This is a genomic window from Pandoraea sp. NPDC087047 (genome assembly GCF_044745225.1).
GTDB lineage: Bacteria > Pseudomonadota > Gammaproteobacteria > Burkholderiales > Burkholderiaceae > Pandoraea.
This window is the reverse complement of record NZ_JBIUZU010000005.1, coordinates 439,859-457,738: the sequence shown is the minus strand read 5'-3', so window position 1 is coordinate 457,738 and position 17,880 is coordinate 439,859. Positions and strand designations below refer to the sequence as shown.

The 17,880-nt window shown below is 63.0% G+C and carries 15 protein-coding genes; 14 read left to right on the top strand and 1 reads right to left on the bottom strand.

Going from position 1 to position 17,880, the window contains the following annotated elements; genetic code table 11:
* Window positions 1-8: 8 nt before the first annotated feature.
* The 7 genes from kdsA (at window position 9) to ACIPHM_RS12265 (ending at window position 7,901) form a co-directional block, all read left to right on the top strand.
* Window positions 9-839 (top strand): 3-deoxy-8-phosphooctulonate synthase, encoded by an 831-nt coding sequence (gene kdsA, locus ACIPHM_RS12295; protein WP_400328266.1) that lies wholly within the window; start codon window positions 9-11, stop codon window positions 837-839.
* The gene (gene kdsB, locus ACIPHM_RS12290) at window positions 836-1,633 is read left to right on the top strand and encodes a 3-deoxy-manno-octulosonate cytidylyltransferase (RefSeq protein ID WP_400328153.1); all 798 of its coding nucleotides are present in this window, start codon (window positions 836-838) and stop codon (window positions 1,631-1,633) included. Before kdsA ends, kdsB begins: the two co-directional genes overlap by 4 nt.
* A gap of 107 nt (window positions 1,634-1,740) precedes the next feature.
* The gene (locus tag ACIPHM_RS12285) at window positions 1,741-3,687 is read left to right on the top strand and encodes a capsular polysaccharide biosynthesis protein (RefSeq protein WP_400328151.1); all 1,947 of its coding nucleotides are present in this window, start codon (window positions 1,741-1,743) and stop codon (window positions 3,685-3,687) included.
* Window positions 3,688-3,697: 10 nt separating this feature from the next.
* Window positions 3,698-5,008 carry a capsule biosynthesis protein gene (locus ACIPHM_RS12280; protein ID WP_400328150.1) on the top strand — a complete coding sequence of 437 codons (1,311 nt, stop codon included), beginning with the start codon at window positions 3,698-3,700 and terminating at the stop codon, window positions 5,006-5,008.
* Window positions 5,005-5,361: a hypothetical protein gene (locus ACIPHM_RS12275; RefSeq protein WP_400328149.1), complete on the top strand. Its 357-nt coding sequence runs from the start codon at window positions 5,005-5,007 to the stop codon at window positions 5,359-5,361. Before ACIPHM_RS12280 ends, ACIPHM_RS12275 begins: the two co-directional genes overlap by 4 nt.
* Window positions 5,358-6,518 carry a hypothetical protein gene (locus tag ACIPHM_RS12270; RefSeq protein WP_400328147.1) on the top strand — a complete coding sequence of 387 codons (1,161 nt, stop codon included), beginning with the start codon at window positions 5,358-5,360 and terminating at the stop codon, window positions 6,516-6,518. The genes ACIPHM_RS12275 and ACIPHM_RS12270 overlap by 4 nt, the downstream gene beginning before the upstream one ends.
* A gap of 60 nt (window positions 6,519-6,578) precedes the next feature.
* Entirely contained in the window at window positions 6,579-7,901 is a 1,323-nt protein-coding gene (locus ACIPHM_RS12265; RefSeq protein WP_400328145.1) for a cytochrome P450, read from the top strand.
* 76 nt (window positions 7,902-7,977) lie between these two features.
* On the opposite strand, the gene ACIPHM_RS12260 is transcribed toward ACIPHM_RS12265, so the two are convergent.
* On the bottom strand, window positions 7,978-8,907 hold the full coding sequence (locus ACIPHM_RS12260; RefSeq protein WP_400328143.1) for a LysR family transcriptional regulator: 930 nt from the start codon (window positions 8,905-8,907) through the stop codon (window positions 7,978-7,980).
* 812 nt (window positions 8,908-9,719) lie between these two features.
* Between ACIPHM_RS12260 and ACIPHM_RS12255 the strand changes: the two genes are divergently transcribed.
* The 7 genes from ACIPHM_RS12255 to ACIPHM_RS12225 all read left to right on the top strand — a co-directional run bounded on the left by ACIPHM_RS12255 (window position 9,720) and on the right by ACIPHM_RS12225 (window position 17,673).
* Window positions 9,720-10,652: a 4-hydroxy-tetrahydrodipicolinate synthase family protein gene (locus ACIPHM_RS12255; protein WP_400328141.1), complete on the top strand. Its 933-nt coding sequence runs from the start codon at window positions 9,720-9,722 to the stop codon at window positions 10,650-10,652.
* 28 nt (window positions 10,653-10,680) lie between these two features.
* Window positions 10,681-11,460: an SDR family oxidoreductase gene (locus ACIPHM_RS12250; RefSeq protein ID WP_400328140.1), complete on the top strand. Its 780-nt coding sequence runs from the start codon at window positions 10,681-10,683 to the stop codon at window positions 11,458-11,460.
* Between the two features lie 101 nt (window positions 11,461-11,561).
* Complete coding sequence (locus tag ACIPHM_RS12245) at window positions 11,562-12,401, top strand: transporter substrate-binding domain-containing protein (RefSeq protein WP_400328139.1); 840 nt, start codon at window positions 11,562-11,564, stop codon at window positions 12,399-12,401.
* A gap of 15 nt (window positions 12,402-12,416) precedes the next feature.
* A complete protein-coding gene (locus ACIPHM_RS12240; RefSeq protein WP_400328137.1) occupies window positions 12,417-13,085 on the top strand; it encodes an amino acid ABC transporter permease in 669 nt (222 codons plus the stop codon).
* Window positions 13,086-13,120: 35 nt separating this feature from the next.
* The gene (locus ACIPHM_RS12235) at window positions 13,121-13,885 is read left to right on the top strand and encodes an amino acid ABC transporter ATP-binding protein (protein ID WP_400328265.1); all 765 of its coding nucleotides are present in this window, start codon (window positions 13,121-13,123) and stop codon (window positions 13,883-13,885) included.
* 115 nt (window positions 13,886-14,000) lie between these two features.
* A complete protein-coding gene (locus tag ACIPHM_RS12230) occupies window positions 14,001-15,206 on the top strand; it encodes a porin (RefSeq protein WP_400328136.1) in 1,206 nt (401 codons plus the stop codon).
* A gap of 100 nt (window positions 15,207-15,306) precedes the next feature.
* On the top strand, window positions 15,307-17,673 hold the full coding sequence (locus ACIPHM_RS12225) for a molybdopterin guanine dinucleotide-containing S/N-oxide reductase (RefSeq protein ID WP_400328134.1): 2,367 nt from the start codon (window positions 15,307-15,309) through the stop codon (window positions 17,671-17,673).
* The last annotated feature ends 207 nt before the right edge of the window (window positions 17,674-17,880 follow it).

Sequence of the window (17,880 nt, the reverse complement as noted above, 5' to 3'; positions counted from 1 at the left end):
AACAGGATATATCCGTGAAAAACAAACCCAACGTTCCTATTATTTTTGCTGGCCCTTGCGTTATAGAGTCAAGGGATTTCTCGATGGATGCCGCAACTGAATTAAGGAGAATATTCAACGAAGAGAAAATTGATTTTGTTTATAAATCTTCATTTGACAAAGCGAATCGAAGCGCCAGGACATCCTTCCGCGGAATCGGGATGGATGCAGGACTTTCCGTTCTTTCGGATATTCGATCGAAGCTGAATATTCCCGTCATCACCGATGTCCACGAAGCATCCCAAGTCAAACCGGTAGCCGAAGTCGTCGACATCCTTCAGACGCCGGCCTTCCTTTGCCGTCAGACAGACTTCATTCGCACGGTAGCCCAAAGCGGCAAGCCGGTGAACATCAAGAAGGGCCAGTTCCTTTCGCCGTGGGAGATGAAGAATGTCGTCGAGAAGGCGAAGGAGGCGGCGCGCGAAGCGGGCGTGCGGGACGATCAGTTCTATGTGTGCGAGCGCGGCACGTCGTTCGGATACGGCAACCTTGTCGTCGATATGCGCGGCCTTCAGGTCATGGCGCAGACCACCGGATGTCCGGTGATTTTCGACGCCACGCATTCGGTGCAGCTTCCGGGCGCGCAGGGCACGAGTAGCGGCGGGCAGCGTGAATATGTTCCGCATCTGGCGCGCGCAGCGATGGCGACGGGAGCGGTTTCCGGAATATTTCTCGAGACCCATCCGGACCCCGACAAGGCGCCCTGCGACGGCCCCAACATGGTGCCCTTCTCCGCACTGCCGAAGTTGCTCCGACAGCTCAAGGCGATTTACCAGATCGCTAACGCCGACGAAGCATGAAAACCACCATTGTGATTCCTGCCCGCTACGGCTCCACCCGTCTCCCGGGAAAGCCGCTGGTCGATATCCTCGGCAAACCGATGATTCAGCACGTCGTGGAGCGCGCACAGCAGGTCGTCAATGCCCATCGCGTTGTCGTTGCGACCGACGACTCGCGTGTCGCCTCCACGGTTCGCGATTTCGGCGGTGAAGCGATCATGACGTCCGTCGATCACGCGTCAGGCACCGACAGGCTCGTGGAAGTCATGTCGCAGATTCACGCCGACCTCTATGTGAATCTGCAAGGTGACGAACCCCTGATTCGCCCGGAAGACGTCACGCGTCTGATCGACGGCATGCACGCTCGCCCCGACGTCGATGTCGGCTCGCTTTGCCACGCCATCGACGCCGCCGAAGCCCGGAACATCAACGCGGTCAAGGTCGTGCTCGATGACAAGGGACAGGCCATGTACTTCAGCCGCTCCCCGATTCCGTTCGAACGCGCACCCGGCAGCGCGAGCTACCTCAAGCACGTGGGGGTATACGCCTACCGCCGCGCCACACTTGAGCGGTATGGCACCCTGGCATCTCCCATGACGGAACGTGCAGAGATGCTTGAGCAGCTTCGTCTGCTCCACGCGGGCGTTCGCATGCAGATGTTCGGTGTCGCCCCCACCGCACCGGGTGTCGACACGCCGCAATGCCTTGAACGAGTTCGAGCGATGATGGCTGCGCACTGGCGCCGTGGGGACACTGCAAGCGCGTCGTTATCGGTCGAGAGACAAATCCAGGACCCTGCCGGAGCCCGTCGTTGATTCTCGTCCGCTCCTCAGGCATCGCCAAAATTCCCCACCTGGACGCCCTTCTCGGTGAACCTTATCGTCGACTCCGGTATACGCCCAGGCACCGTCCGATAAGACCCGTGAGTGCCATCGTTGGATGGGGACGACACCGCTCGTCCGCGCGGGTGTACGCCTACGCCCAGCGTTTCGGCATCCCCTACCTCGCCCTGGAAGACGGCTTCCTGCGCTCGCTGGGTCTCGGGGTCGAGGGCACGCCGCCGTTATCGCTGGTCGTCGACGATCTGGGAATTTACTACGATGCGACGGGGCCGTCGCGGCTAGAGACACTCATCCGCGAAATTTCGCTGGATGACGTGAGCGCGCGCGAGGAGGCCGAACACGGCCTCGCGCTGCTACGCCGTCATCGTCTGACGAAGTACAACCAGAGCACCGCCGCTACGCTGCCCCAGCGCACGGGCCGCCCGCGCGTGCTGATCGTCGATCAGACCTTCGGCGATACGTCGGTCAAGCTCGGTGGCGCAGATGAAAGAACGTTTGCGCAAATGCTCGACGTCGCGCTCGATGAACACCCCGGCGCCGAAGTCTGGGTCAAGACGCATCCGGACGTCGTGCAAGGCAGGAAACAGGGATACCTGCCGATGCTGCCGTCCTATGCGCGATATGTGCCCAAAGGCATGTGCCCGTACGCCCTGAGCGAATCCGTCGACGTCGTCTACACGGCCACGTCGCATTTCGGCTTCGAAGCCCTCGTGGCCGGCGCCAAGGTCGTGTGTTTCGGACAACCCTGGTATGCCGGATGGGGGCAGACCGACGATCGCCACCCCGAGATAAGCAAACTGCGCGAACGACGTCCCCATCCAAAGACGCTGGTTGAACTCTTCGCCGCCGCTTATCTGAAATACGCGCGCTATATCGCGCCCGAAACCGGACGGCCGGGCACGTTCTTCGATGTCGCCGAGTGGATCCGGCTCAATCGTGACCTGCGTCGCGCGTCGTCAGGCACGGACTTCTGCATCGGCATGGGTCTATGGAAGCGCGCCATGGTGCGCCCCTTTCTCGATACCGGCGCAAACACCCTCCGATTTCCGCGCAACGCACGCGCGCTTCCCGCCGTCCTGCCGGCGCGCAGCCGCCTCGTGGTGTGGGGAATGCCGTCCTCTGAACTGGCGGCGATGGCCGATCGCAGGGGCCTTCCGCTCGTTCGGATCGAAGATGGCTTCGTGCGCTCGCATGGCCTCGGCGTTCACTTGCATCGTCCCTGGTCGCTGGTAGTCGACGCGTTCGGCTTGCACTACGCCCCGCGATACCTCAGCGCCCTGCATCGCAGACTGGCGACGATCACGCTCACCGACGACGAACGCGCTCGGGCCGCGCGGCTGCGCGAACAGCTCGTTGCCAAGCGCGTGACCAAGTACAACCTCGGCGGCGAATTCCGACCGAGCGACGCGGCCGGCGAGCGCCCCATCGTGCTGGTGCCCGGGCAAGTCGAGACGGACACGTCGCTGCAATTCGGCACCACCCGCGTGCGAACCAACCTTGCGCTGCTCGAAGCGGTTCGGCAAGCGCGACCGGACGCCTGGATCGTCTACAAACCGCATCCGGATGTGGTGTCCGGGAGCCGGCCCGGCCGCATCCCCATCGACAGGATCAAGCAGTTTGCCAACCAGATTTCGAGCGCTGCCGACATCGCCTCATGCCTGGATGTCGCGGACGAAGTTCATACGATGACGTCGCTCACCGGCTTCGAAGCCCTGCTCCGAGGCAAAACGGTGCATTGCTACGGGCATCCCTTTTACGCAGGCTGGGGCCTCACCGAAGACCATTGTCTCGGTGCGCCCAGCACGGGTCGTCAATTGTCGTTGGACGAACTCGTTCACGCCGCGCTGATCGATTACCCGCGATACCGGATCCCCGGCGTTGCCGGCTTCGCACGCGTGGAAGCGGTACTCGACGGCATTGAACGCATGCCCTTCCATCCGAAGACGAGGTGTATTCCCCGATCGCTGCCCGCCCGAGCCCTATGCACGCTGCGCGGGCTGTGGAACGCCCTGCTTTTGCGTCGTTGAAATGCTCACTATGCCGCTTGCTGCCCGCGCCTCGTCCGACATGCTCAAGACGCACCGCCGTGTGCTGCTTCTCCAGGGGCCGATGGGGCATTTCTTCAATCGACTGCGTCAATGGCTGACGCAGCACGGTGCAACCGTCTTCAAGATCAATTTCAATGGCGGCGACCGGTGGTTCCATCGTGGCCCGAACACGGTCGATTACACCGGCACGCTCGGCGATTTCGACGACTGGCTGATCGTCTATGTCGCGACGCACCGTATCGATGCCGTGGTCTGTTTCGGGGACTGCCGCGAGTACCATCGGATCGGCCGGCGAGTTGCGAAAGAGCACGGCTTGCCCTTTTATGTGTTCGAAGAGGGTTATGTTCGCCGCCCGGACTACATCACGCTGGAGCTCGACGGGGCGAACGGCTACTCGTCGCTCGCCTGCGACGCCGTGGCCCTTCCCCACGCAGGGGACGAACCTCGTGTGCGACCGGCGCCTCGCCAGCCGACCGGCTACCGGTTCCGCAGAATGGCCTGGGCGGCCATGACGTATTACGGTGCCGGGCTCATCTGGCGCCACCGCTTTCCGCACTATCGCCATCACAAGGAATTCTCGCCGTTCCCGGAGATCGTCTGCTGGGTGCGCTCCGCCCTTCGCAAGCAATGGTTCCGGGTGCGGGAAGCCGCTCTGCGGCGCTTCGTGTCCAGGGACATCGCCGGCCGTTATTTCCTCGTGCCGTTGCAGGTCTTCAATGACAGCCAGATCCGGCATCACAGCCCGTTCGAGGACGTCAGGGACTTCATCGAGGACGTCATCGTGTCGTTCGCACGGCATGCACCGCGGGAAACACATCTCGTCATCAAGCATCACCCGATGGATCGCGGTCATCGTGACTACCGCCGGTGGATTGCGTCGCTCACGCGCACGCATGGGCTCAGCGGACGAATTCATTACCTTCACGACGCGCATGTCCCGAGCCTCATCACGAAGTCCAGGGGCGTTGTCACGATCAACAGCACGACCGGCTTGTCCGCTCTCAATCATGGCTGCCCGGTGTATGTCGCGGGCCGCGCGTTCTTCGATCTGCCCGGACTGACGTCGCAAATGCCGCTCGCCGTCTTTTGGCGCTCGCCAGCGCCGGTGGATCGACAGCGCGTCAGCCAGCTCAAGACTTATTTGCTCAGCATGACGCAACACAACGGAAGCTTCTACGGCGATTCGCCGTGGATGCGCGCACAGGATGCGCACACATCCATCATCAATACGGTGCCCGGTGCAGGGGATTACGGCCATTCGCGTTCGTCGATATCGGCAAGCGGGGAGCAGGTGTCGTGACATCCATTTCGTTACAAGAGCGCGCCGCCGGCTTCCTGCTGATGACGGTGCTCGTGCCTTGCGCGCTGCTCGGCTACCTCCTGATCGTGACGGTCGGTTTCAGTGGACATTCGTCGCGCGCGCGCGCCGGGGTGCGCGCGCTGGATCACTTCGTCAACGCCACGCTCTTCAACGGATACGCCTGGGAGTCGTTGTCCTCGCACGCCTGGCGCGCGCGGGACCGTCGCTGGGCGAGAGCCATCATCTGGATCACCGACAGGTTTCAACGCGACCATTGCCAGCGCGCCAACAAGCGCGAGCAGCCAATCGTCGATCTGATGCTCAAGAAGGGACTTCACAGGGCCACGCTATGACCGCATTCGATTCGAACCTGCATGGACCGGAGCGAGGCACGGTGAAGCGTCGCCGCGTCTACTACCTGAGCGGTTTCGACCCGCGCGGGGCCGCGCACTACCATCGCCTTTATCGCGACGAGGCGGCAAAGCAGGCCCACATGCTCGGCGTGCAAATCGTCACCGGATCGCGACGGCGTCGGCATCACTCCGCCTCGTGGCAGGTCGCGTCCCGCTGGGGCCGGCATGAGGTCACGACCGATTACATCTTCCTCGGCTGGGACGACGTGGTCCGCGAGCATTGGCGGGGAAGTCACCTGTGCCTCGTCGTGCAGAGCTTCATCGGACTGGCCGCGTTTGTGCGACAAGGCTTCTTCCATGGCTTGCGCAGGGCCAACCGGGGTCCCTTCCTGAGCGCTACCTTTCCGTTTGCCAGCGTCATATTGCTGGCGATCGCTGCCGTCCTCCTCGGTGGACTCGCGGCACAGCTCGCATGGTATGCGGGATTTCGTGGATGGCACGCGATCGGCGGTGCCGTTCTCACCAGTCTCGTGCTGCTATGGGCGGGCATGTCCTGGTTCGATCGGATCGGCGTGCTGTGGCTGTTGAGGATTTACCGGTTCGCCCATCGATGGGGATGTCGCTCGCTACCCACGCTGGATGCGCGCATGGACGAAATGGCGGCGCGTATTGCAAAAGAATGCCGTCAGTATCCCGCCGACGAAATCCTGGTCGTTGGCCACAGTGTGGGAACGATGGTGCTCGTGGGCGTTGTGGCCCGGTTGCTTCGCGCAGCCCCGGAGGGCATACCGAATCTAAAACTGGTGACGCTCGGTGGCTGTATTCCGTTGTTGAGCCGACTGCGCAGCGCGCAGGCATTTCGTTGCGATCTGCGCACCGTTGGCCACTCGTGCGTGTATCCGTGGGTGGACGTTGCCGCGCAAGCGGACCCGCTGTGCTTCGCGCGCATGCATCCGCTGGCGGCTTGCGGCATCGCCCTGCCCCATCGCCCGCGACAGGTCATCGCCAAGTTCTTCAAGCTCTTTTCGCCGACACGCTATCGCGCGTTGCAACGCGACAAGATGCGACTGCACTTCCAGTACCTCATGGCCGCCGACCTGCCCGGCGAATACGATTACTTCCGTCTGACGGCAGGGCCGGACCCGCTTCAGACCTGACTCCCTGCGATGCGATTTACCCCCCCTTTCCCCCCCCCGCACAAGAACAAGAGTTCATTCGTGCGCCGGTTCCTACGCGGCTGGCGCTCCTGGATCGATGTGCTTTTCGAGCGCAGCTATCGCATGAAGATGGGCGAGATCTGGCAGCCCGGGTTCAACATCTTCATGGTGAACGAACCCCAATGGGTGCGCCGGATCCTCGTCGGCAACGCCCCCGACTATCCCAAACACGAGTTGATGCACCGCATGCTCGAACCGCTACTGGGTTCGAGCATCTTCACGACGAACGGCGAGGTCTGGGCACGTCAGCGCCGGCTGGTCGATCAGGCGCTGGGACATGCGCGGCTCAAGCGGGTATTTCCGCTGATGCGCGACTGCGTCGACGACATGCTCTCGCGCATGGACACGAAGGCCGACGGCGAGCCGTTCGACATCGACGCCGAGATGACCTACGTCACCGCGGACATCATCTTCCGGACCATTCTTTCGGAAAAGCTGAGCAGTACCGACGCCGCCACGATCTACGAAGCGTTCGTGGAATTCCAGCATCACGCGCAGCGCTCGATGATGCTGAGCATGTATCGACTACCGTCATTCCTGCCTCGCCGGGCAAGCGCACGCAGCGCGGTGAAAATCCGCGCCGTACTGGCGAGACTCATCGCGCAGCGCTTCGAAAAGCGCAATGCGCCGGAACAACCGGAGGACATTCTGTCGGCACTGATCGCGGCGCGCGATCCGCATACGGGGGACGGCTTCGGTTACGAGGAGCTCGTCGATCAGGTCTGCATGCTGTTTCTTGCGGGACATGAGACATCGGCAAGCGCGCTGGGTTGGTCGCTCTATCTGACGGCGCAGTGCGGGCACATGCAGTCGCGCATGCTCGCGGAAATCGATACCGAAGTCGGCGCGCGCCCGTTCGAGTATGGCGACCCGAAGGCGTTGGAGCTCACCCGCGATGTCTTTCGCGAGGCGCTCCGTCTGTATCCTCCGGTCGGCTTTTTCGTTCGCGAAGCCTTGCAGACCCACTGCATGCGCAACAAGACCGTGCCGAAAGGCTCGCCGCTGCTGATTTCGCCGTGGCTGATCCATCGCCATCAGTCGTTATGGGAACGCCCCAACGAGTTCGATCCCGACCGGTTCGGCACGCCTGCGGGCAAGGCGTCGCTCAAGTGCGCGTATATCCCGTTTAGCGCCGGCCCGCGAGTATGCCCCGGCGCGGCCTTCGCGTCGCAGGAGGCCATGCTGATTCTCGCCAGCGTGGTACGTCGCTTCACGCTGGCGCCGGTAGCCGAGCGCGTGCCCAAACCGGTCGGACGTGTCACCATCCGCTCGGAAAACGGCATCTGGATACGGCTGATGCGCAGACCTGCTGAAGGCCGATAAGCGCGAACATGACGGCACGACGTGCGCAGCGGGACCGCCGCGAAAGCTCGGGAAAACAATCAATACGGCGCTCCGCTCAGCGCGACGGTGCGCCCACAAGGTCGTTTCGCAATCCCCTCGCCTCCGCCTCGATATGCTCGACGAACGATTGCGTGAGGGGCGAAAGCCGGCTGCCTTCGCGCACGAGGCAGGCAATCGGGCGCGTCCACTGAAGGTCTCGCACGGGCAGAACGGCCAGATCCAGATAAGCGGCGATCGGACGATGTTGCGCGCTGCACACGCCAATCAGATCGCTCTCCGCGATTAGCGAGAACACGCCGTTGGCCGAACTATAGGTGCTCTCGACCTGAACATTCGGCCCCGCCACGCCATGCTCGCGGAAATACGCATCGATGCGCTGACGCGCAGAGACGCCCGAGGACGGCAGGATCCACGCGCACCGCCCCAGCGACTGCGGCGTGACGGCCGCCCCGTCGGCGAGCAGCGGGTGCGAGTGGCGGCAGACGATGGACGTCGGTTCGTCGAACAGGAGACGGGCGTGGATCTCGGGCGGCAACTGGCTCGGCATCGGCGAGACGGCAACGTCGATGTCGCAATCGAGCAGCGATGTGAGCAACGCATCGGAGAGCTGCACCTTGATGTCCAGACGCATCGCCGGACGCCGGCGCAACAGCGAGAGAAACGCGCGCCCCACCAACGGCTCGGCCGCGGGCGCCGCCCCCACCCGCACCTTGGCGAGCTGCCCCGCGTGCATCTCGTCCAATGTGTTGAGCGAGTCGCGGAATTCCGTGCTCAGGCGCACGGCGTGCTGACGAAACGCGACACCGAACTCGGTAAGACGCATGCCTTTGGGCGTGCGGTCGAACAGCGTGACGTTCAGCTCCGCCTCCAGACGGCGAATGCCTTTGGTGAGCGTGGGCTGACTCATTCCCACTTCCGCAGCGGCACGATGCATGAGTCCCGTGTCCGCAACAGCGAGGAAGTAGCGAATGTCGTCCAGGTTCACGATTACCAAACGTAATTGAAATCTCGAAATGCATGCTTGCCGAAACAAAGTGACCTGTCAATACTTCAATCGCGGACATGTGAAGGGGCTTGGCCGCCGCACCGGCATCTGCACCGATTTTGGGCATGCCGGTCGTATCGCGTCACACGATGCGGTCTTGCTGTGCGCCCCCCCGGCCATTGGGGAATGGCCGGTGCGGGACTGGCGGGATACCGCATCGGTCGCGACTAACCCGGCGTGCATCCGCTCACCGCAAATTCCTCAATCGAATATGCGAATGAAGAATGGTTGGTTAGCGATCGCAAGAAAATACCGGATCATACGAATCCTTGACGACGCAGAGAAGATGGCCAGTGGTGTCGCTGCGCCAGACGTCGAATCCCGGTGTGAGGCAAGTGCCTCACGATACCCGGCGTTTCGGCAAGTGTCGTCAGGGCAGTTTGACGATGGTGGTATCCCAGGTTTTGTGTCACGACGCTGCTGAGCATTTGCCATAGTCCGCACAGGTATTTCCTCGTGGACGTGCAACGCCCAATCCCCTAAGCGTATGCGATCCCACGCCTTCCGGTGCCGGCGCCTTTCATGGCGACGCCCGATCGCTACGGCATTGCCATCTCCTGAAAATTCTCTCGTTCACTGCGATCTCGCGTCATCGCCGATTCGTCACATCATTTGATTAGGAATCCTATCAAATTAACTAACCATCGAATCGATGAGGCACCACGGTTTGCCGCAGACCGGCATCTCGTTGCAGCGCGCCACTTCCCTGCTCGCTGCACAAAAACATCAACATCACCCAAGAGGTATTGACCATGGCAAGACAAAACATCGAAGGCTCGTTCGTGGCACTGATCACGCCGTTCAACCGCGACGGCTCGATCGACTTTGAAGCGTTCCGCACCCTGCTCAAGTTCCAGGAGGACAACGGCACGAAGGCGATTTTGTTCATGGGCTCGACCGGCGAGTCGTCGATGCTCACGCCCGACGAGCGCAAGCAACTCATCACCGAAACGGCCAAGATGAAGACCGGCAAGATGGCGTTCTTCTACGGTTGCACAGGGAGCAACACCGACATCACCATCGCCAACGTGAAGTACGCACGTGATGCCGGCGCTGACGGCGCCATTCTTGCCGCGCCGGCTTACATCTGCGCGTCGGAATCGGATGCCGAGTCCTTCTTCCTCGACGTCGCCGACGCCACGGATCTGCCACTGGGCATTTACAACAACCCGCCGCGCGTGAAGACCGACCTTCACTGGGACAGCCTGATCCGTATCTTCAAGCACCCCAACTACGTGATCCACAAGGAATCGACGACCCGCGTGGGTCAGGTCGCGCAGATGCTGGCCGCCAACACGAACGTGTCGATCATGTGCTGCGACTCGCCTAATCTGGGTCTCGTCGTGCCGACGATGAGCCTCGGCGGTCACGGTACGGCCAACATGACCGGCAACATCGCGCCGGCGGAAATCGCCGCCCTCTCCACGCCGTGGAAAACGCCGGAACAGGCCGGGATCTTCCGCGAAACCTATCTGCGCATGCTGCCTGTGCTGCATTACACGTACTCCGCGATCAACCCGGTGGCGGTGAAGTGCCTGATGAAGGCTGTCGGTCTGCCCGCTGGCGACCTGCGCCGCCCGCTTCGCGGCCTCGAAGGCGAGGCGCTCGAACGTGGCCTGCGCGCAGTGCGCGAGCTGGGCCTGGACAAGAAGTACGGCTTCCCGATGCGCGCACTCGACGCCTGAGCCCAACAAGCACTTACCGGAGGCGGTGATGGATCTTCAAATCGGCGGGCGGCGAGCCCTTGTTATCGGCGCGAGCCGCGGGATGGGACGCGCCTGCGCGCAGCAACTAGCGCTTGAAGGCGTGCAGGTGACGATCGTGGCACGCACGCGCGAAACCCTGGAACAAAGTGCGGCCGAGATATCGGCGCTGAGCGCTCAGCCGGTCGACTATGTCGTCGCGGACATCGCCACCGAAGCCGGCCGCGATGCCGTGCTCGCCGCGTGCCCCGCCCCGGATATTCTCGTGAACAACGGGGACGGGCCGCTGCCGGGCGACTTTCGTGATTGGCGTCGTGACGACTGGATTGCCGCGCTCGACCAGATGATGGTCGCGCCTATCGAGATGATCCGGCGCACCGTCGACGGCATGATCGAGCGCAAGTTCGGCCGCATCGTAAACATCGTGTCGCGCAGCGTCAAAATCGCACAGAGCGACCTGGGCCTGTCCAATGGCGCGCGCTCGGGGCTCGTTGGTTTCGTGGCCGGTTTGTCCCGTCAGACCGTGGCGCACAACGTGACGATCAACAACCTGCTGCCCGGCATTTTCGCGACCGACGCGCAGGTGCGCCACATTCGCCACATGCCGGGTGTGACCGACGAAACCTTCAACGACGTATGGCTCGCGCGGCAGAACGGCAATCCTGCCCGCCGGTTCGGCCGTCCTGAGGAAATCGGTCAGTACTGCGCGTTCCTCTGCTCGGCCAACGCCGGTTTCGTCACCGGCCAGAACCTGCTTATCGACGGAGGGAGTTACCCCGGCACGTATTGATGTCACCCCGCGACGTCACGACTCGACGTCGCCACGCTCCGCTGCGCAGGATCGAAAGCCCCCGTGTGGCGGCGCCCACTGTTTCACATTGAGGTATCAGCATGACAACTCGCCGTTCCTTCCTATTGCAATCGGGCGCCCTGCTCGGCGCAGGACTGCTCAGCCACGAAGCACGCTCGCAAGGCACTTATGCGAATACGCTTGAACGCGTTCAGAAGACACGCGTGCTTCGCATCGGCGCAGTGCGCGGCGGCACGCCTTACTACTTCAAGAACATCGCCACGAACCAGTGGGAAGGCTGCATGATCGACATGGCGACCGATCTCGCACAATCGCTCGGCGCGCGCCTCGACATTCAGGAAACGACCTGGGGCAACTCGGTGCTCGACATCCAGTCCGGCAAGATCGATGCCTTCTTCGGCCTGTTCCCGACGGAGCAACGTCGCAATGCAGCCACGTTTTCCGCACCGCTGTTCCATAACGCCAACTCGCTGGTCGCGCGCAACGGGTTCAATCCGACCCAGTGGTCGGACCTAAACAGGAAGGGCGTGCGCATCGCCGTCGACCTGGGATCGTCTTATGACGCGCTGGTAACCCGCACCTGCCCCGAGGCGACCATCCTGCGTTTCGACAAGACGAACGACGCCACGCTCGCCGTGCAGGCCGGACGCGCCGACTGCCAGGTCACCGTGATCATTCTCGGCCTCACGATGCTCAAGAAGAATCCATCCATCGGCCACCTCATCGTACCGTTGCCCCTGGCCTCGACCACCACCAACGCGGCGCTGCCCAAAGAGGAAAGCACCGCCTGGGTGACGTATTTCGACCAGTGGCTCCAGGGCATGGAGCGCAGCGGAAAGATTCGCAGGATCATGCTCGCGAATCTGGACAAGCTCGTGGGTGTGAAAGCGTCCGATATCCCGCCGCAAGTCAGTTTCTGAGTCGAGGAACGCATCGTGTATTCGTGGAATTTTGCGGACATTGCCCCCTACTGGCAGCTCTTCCTGACTGGCATCGGGTACACGCTGCGCTTTACGGCCATCACCATTGCAACGGGCATGACGCTGGGTCTCGTCGTCGGGCTCGGCCGTCTCGCGCACACGAAGTGGCTCACCGTGCCGCTGCGCGCCTACGTCGAGCTCTTCCGATGCTCGCCGGTGCTGGTTCAACTGATCTGGTTTTACTACGCGCTGCCGGTGCTCACCGGCATTCAGATGTCTGCCGAGGCGGCGTCCGTACTCGCTCTGACGTTGTACGGCGGCGCGTTCTACTCCGAGCTGATTCGCGGCGGCATCGTCTCCATCGATCCCGGACAAGCGGAGGCCGCGCGTGCACTGGGTATGCGCCGTTTTCGCGTGATGTGGCGCATTGTGCTGCCGCAGGCGTTCCGGCGCATGGTGCCCGCGCTGATGAACCAATCGATCTTGCAATTGAAGAACACGTCGCTGCTCTCGGTGCTCGCATTGCCCGATGTGCTGTATCAGGGCCAGACCATTGCGCATGAAACCTTTCGTCCGCTCGAGACATATTCCGTGGTCGCGCTGGTGTATTTCGCGTTGCTGCTGCCTGCAACGTTCGTCGTGCGCCGGCTCGAAGCGCACACCGGCACCGGCCGCCCCGCCTGATGCGGCGCAATCGTGAGGAAAATGCGATGACCAAGATGATTGAAGTCACCGGCGTGAGCAAGGCATTCGGCCAGCATCAGGTGCTGCGCGATGTCTCGCTCGACGTCGAAAAAGGCGGCGTGGTCGCCCTGATCGGCCCGTCGGGATCGGGCAAGTCGACGCTGCTTCGCAGCATCAACCTGCTGAGCGTGCCCGACGCCGGCACGATTCGCGTGGGGACGTCGGTCCACACCTTCGACGGCACGCGCACACGCCTGCCCAACGACAAACAACTCTCCGCATTCCGGTCGCGCACCGGCATGGTGTTCCAGCACTTCAATCTGTTTGCTCACCTGAGCGTATTGCGCAATGTGATGGAAGGCCCGTTGGGTGTGCTCGGCGCGCCGCGCCGCGAGGCACAGGATCAGGCAATGGCGCTGCTGGAAAAAGTCGGACTGGCAGACAAGGCCAACCAATTACCCCAGGTGCTCTCGGGCGGGCAGAAACAGCGCGTGGCGATTGCGCGCGCATTGGCCATGCGTCCCGCGGTCATGCTGTTCGACGAAGCCACCTCTGCACTCGATCCGGAACTGGTGGGCGAGGTGCTGGGCGTCATTCGCGGTCTTGCCGACGACGGCATGACGATGCTGCTCGTCACACACGAAATGGACTTCGCGCGTGAGCTCGCCGATCAGGTGGTCTTCATGCGCGACGGCGCCATTGTGGAAACCGGCACGGCGCGCGATGTTCTCGAGCGCCCCTCCGATGCCCGGACCCGCGCATTTCTTGCCCGCTACCGGCATCTGGAACACGCGGCGTGACAAAGGACTCCTGAACCGGCGGGCGGCGATCGCTTGTCGACGCCACCGCCCGCCCTCGCCTCACATGGCAGAAAATTCCTCGCAAATCATATCTGATACATAGGATTACTAATAAATGAAATTGAAAAATACTTCTCGCCCCCGCTTCGGCGCGCCCCTTTCGCGACGCACCACGCACGCGGTATTGCGTCTCGGCGTGACAAGCGCCATCTCCGTGATTGCCATGCACGCGCATGCGCAGAGCAACGTCACGCTATACGGTATTGCGGACGCCGGCCTCACATACACGAACAATTCGGGCGGGGCGAGTGCCGTGCAAGTCGGCAGCGGCGGCCGAGGCAGCAGCCGCTGGGGCTTCAAGGGGCAGGAGGATCTCGGCGGCGGCACCGCAGCCATCTTCCAGTTGGAAAATGGGTTCAACCTCGCGACCGGAACCAGCCTGCAGAACTCGCGCGAGTTCGGACGACTCGCGTTCGTCGGCCTGAAAAACCGGTATGGCTCGCTCACGGTCGGCCGGCAAGACGACGTCATGGTCACCTATGTGGGCGGTTACGGCGCGTCGGTGCTGTTCGGTGGCTCGCTCGCCTCGCGCGCAGGCGATCTGGATAACGGCTTTGCCGACTACAAGCTGGACAACACGATTCGCCTGACCAGCGAGAGTTTCGGCGGCTTCAGCTTCGGCGCACTGTATGCGGTGGGCGGCGTGGCGGGCGCGGCCGGCCGCAATCAGACCTGGGGCCTCGGCGCACGCTACGCGTACGGCGCGCTGTCGCTCGGCGCGGCGTACCGTCGCGTCAACAACCCGGCCGTCACCTATTTCGACGCAGCGGCCGGCGCCGTTGCCAACACTACATTCGCCAATCCCGTATCGAACCCGATTTTCAGAGGCTATACGTCGGCGACGAGTCTCGAGACCTATGCGCTCGGCGGATCGTACCTCTGGGGCCGCTCCACGTTCGCCGCCAGCGTCACGCGTTCGCAGTTCAACGATGTGAAGAAGACATCGACCACGCCGCTGGGCGGCATCAACCCGGTGCTCACGAGCGCAGAACTCGTCTACAAGTTCATGCTCACGCCGAACGTGTCGCTGGCGTCGTCGTATGCCTACACGAAGGCCGACACCGCGCGTTACCAGCAGGTCAGCCTCGGCGCGCAGTACTTCCTCTCCAAGCGCACCGGCCTGTACGCCATCGGCGCCTGGCAACACGCCGCAGGCACCAACTCGCTCGGACAGAAGGCCGTGGCGAACCTGAACCTGCTCAGCGCGTCGAGCACGGCCAATCAGACCGCGTTGAAAATCGGCATCTCGCATTCGTTCTGACGTCGGTGCGCCGCCTCGGGGCTTTCCGATGGCGGCGCGTTTGCCTCTCCATGTCCCGATCCTTTGCCCCACGCTGCTGCCCTAACCCGCACGTCCGACCATGATTTCCGCCCGACCGCCTGCCCGCCAGCCATCCGACATCTCTCGCGGGACGCATCGCGTTCCTTCGCTCTCGCATTGGGGGGCGTTCGAGGCGGTGGTGCACGACGGCCGGCTGATTCGTTGCGAGCCGTTCGCCAAAGACCCGGCGCCGTCGCGCATTCTCGACGCCATGGTCGAGCAGATCTACTCGCCGTTGCGTGTGCGTCGCCCCGCCGTGCGCCGCGGCTGGCTGGACAAGCGCGAGGCGGCGGATCGTACGTGCCGCGGTAGCGACGAGTATGTCGAGGTGTCCTGGGAGACGGCGTTGGGGTTGGTCGCAGAAGAACTGCAGCGTGTGCGTTCCTTGTACGGGTCGCAGAGTATCTTCGGCGGCTCCTATGGCTGGTCGTCGGCCGGACGTTTGCATCATGCGCGCACGCTAACGCATCGCTTTCTCTATTCGGGCGGTGGCTGCATCGATCAGCAGGGCAATTACAGTTGGGGGGCAGCGCAGTTCCTGTTGCCGCACGTCATCGGCACCTACGCGCCCGTCAGCGGCCGGGTGACGGATTGGCAGAGCATCATTGCCCATACACGCCTGATCATCGCGTTCGGCGGACTCGCGCTCAAGAACGGTGACATCACCTCGGGCGGCGCGGGTGAGCACTCGATGGGACGCTGGCTGGAGCGCTCGGTGACTGCCGGCATCGACTTCGTCTCGATCAGCCCGACGCGCGCCGACGCCCCGGCGTTCATCAATGCCCAATGGGTCGGGATTCGCCCAAACACGGACACCGCGCTGATGCTCGCCATGGCGCATACCTTGCTGGTGGCGGAATTGCACGACGCGGCATTTCTGAGCAGCCACTGCGTGGGCTTCGACGTTTTCGCAGACTACCTGCTCGGCAAGCCGGACGGTGTCGCAAAAAGCGCGCAGTGGGCGCAGACACTCACCGGAGTGCCGCGCGAGACGATCGAGGCGCTCGCGCGCCGTGCGGCGTCGACACGCACCATGATTACCGTGGCGTGGTCGCTGCAACGCGGGCATCACGGCGAGCAACCCTACTGGGCGGCCGTGACGCTAGCGGCGATGCTGGGGCAGATCGGCTTACCGGGCGGCGGATTCGCGTTCGGCCACGGCTCGATGAATGGCGTGGGCAACCCGCGCGGCGATCTTCCCGGTCCGGAAATGTCGGCGGGAAAGAATCCGATCGGACGCGGCATTCCGTGTGCGCGCCTGACCGACATGTTGCTCGCGCCGGGCGAGACTTTCGCGTTCAACGGCAAGACGCTGACGTATCCCGAGATTCGTCTGGTGTATTGGGCCGGGGGGAATCCGTTCCATCATCATCAGGATCTGAACCGGTTGATGCGGGCGTGGCAGGTGCCCGAGACGATCGTCGTGCACGAATCGTGGTGGACGCCGACAGCCCGCCGCGCGGACATCGTTCTGCCCGCCACGACAACGCTTGAGCGCAACGACATCGGCGGCTCGTCACGCGATCGCTTCGTGCTGGCGATGCACCAGGCGATTGCGCCGATTGGCGAATCGCGCAACGACTTCGACATCTATCGCGCGCTGGCGGCCCTTGGCGGTCACGAGCAGACCTTTACCGATGGGCTCGACGAGACAGGTTGGCTGCATCGCATCTACCAGGGCATCAGGAACGGCTGCGCACAGCGCGGCGTGAGCACCCCGGCGTTCGACGAATTCTGGCAGGCGGGCCATCTGGAGTATCCCGCGCCGGAGAAGGACTTCGTGTTATTCGACGCGTTTCGCGCAGATCCGCAACGTCACCCGTTGGCCACGCCGTCGGGCAGGATTCAGATCTTCTCCGATGCGGTGGCGGCATTCGGCTACGACGACTGCCCGCCCCACGCGAGCTGGATGCCACCGGCGGAATGGCTCGGGTCGTCGCTGGCGGCGCAGTGGCCGTTGCATCTCGTGACCAATCAGCCCGCGGATAAATTGCATTCGCAACTCGACGCCGGCAGCGTCTCGGTCGCGGGCAAGGTCAACGGCCGCGCGCCGGTGTGGATGCACCCGCACGACGCGAAAGCGCGCGGCATCGGCGCGGGAGATGTGGTCAAAGTCTTCAACGAAAGAGGCGCGTGCCTGGGCGGTGCGGTGCTCGACGAGAACATGCAACCCAGCGTGGTCATCATGCCCACGGGCGCCTGGTTCGATCCGCAGGATGCGCGTCTCGAGCGGCACGGGAATCCAAACGTTCTGACGCTCGATATCGGCACATCGAAGCTGGCGCAAGCGCCCAGCGCGCTCACGGCGCTGGTCGACGTCGTCAAATGGCGTGACGGCGAAGCGCCGCCCGTGCTTGCCCATCGGCGCCCGCGCATCTGGCAAGCATCGAACGATTCAGCAGATTGAAAACGACGACGGACGATCACGGTCTGACACGATAACCCGACGCCCGTTTCGCCTGAAGGGACCGAAGCAGGCGCGCCGTCAATCCGTCATATGCTTGCGCAAAATGGTCACTTTGGCCATGACGCGATGGCCAATATGATCGCAGAGATGCCAAATGCGCGGCGCGACCCTACCGCTCGACGCCGTCGACAGGCGAGTACCTCGGCG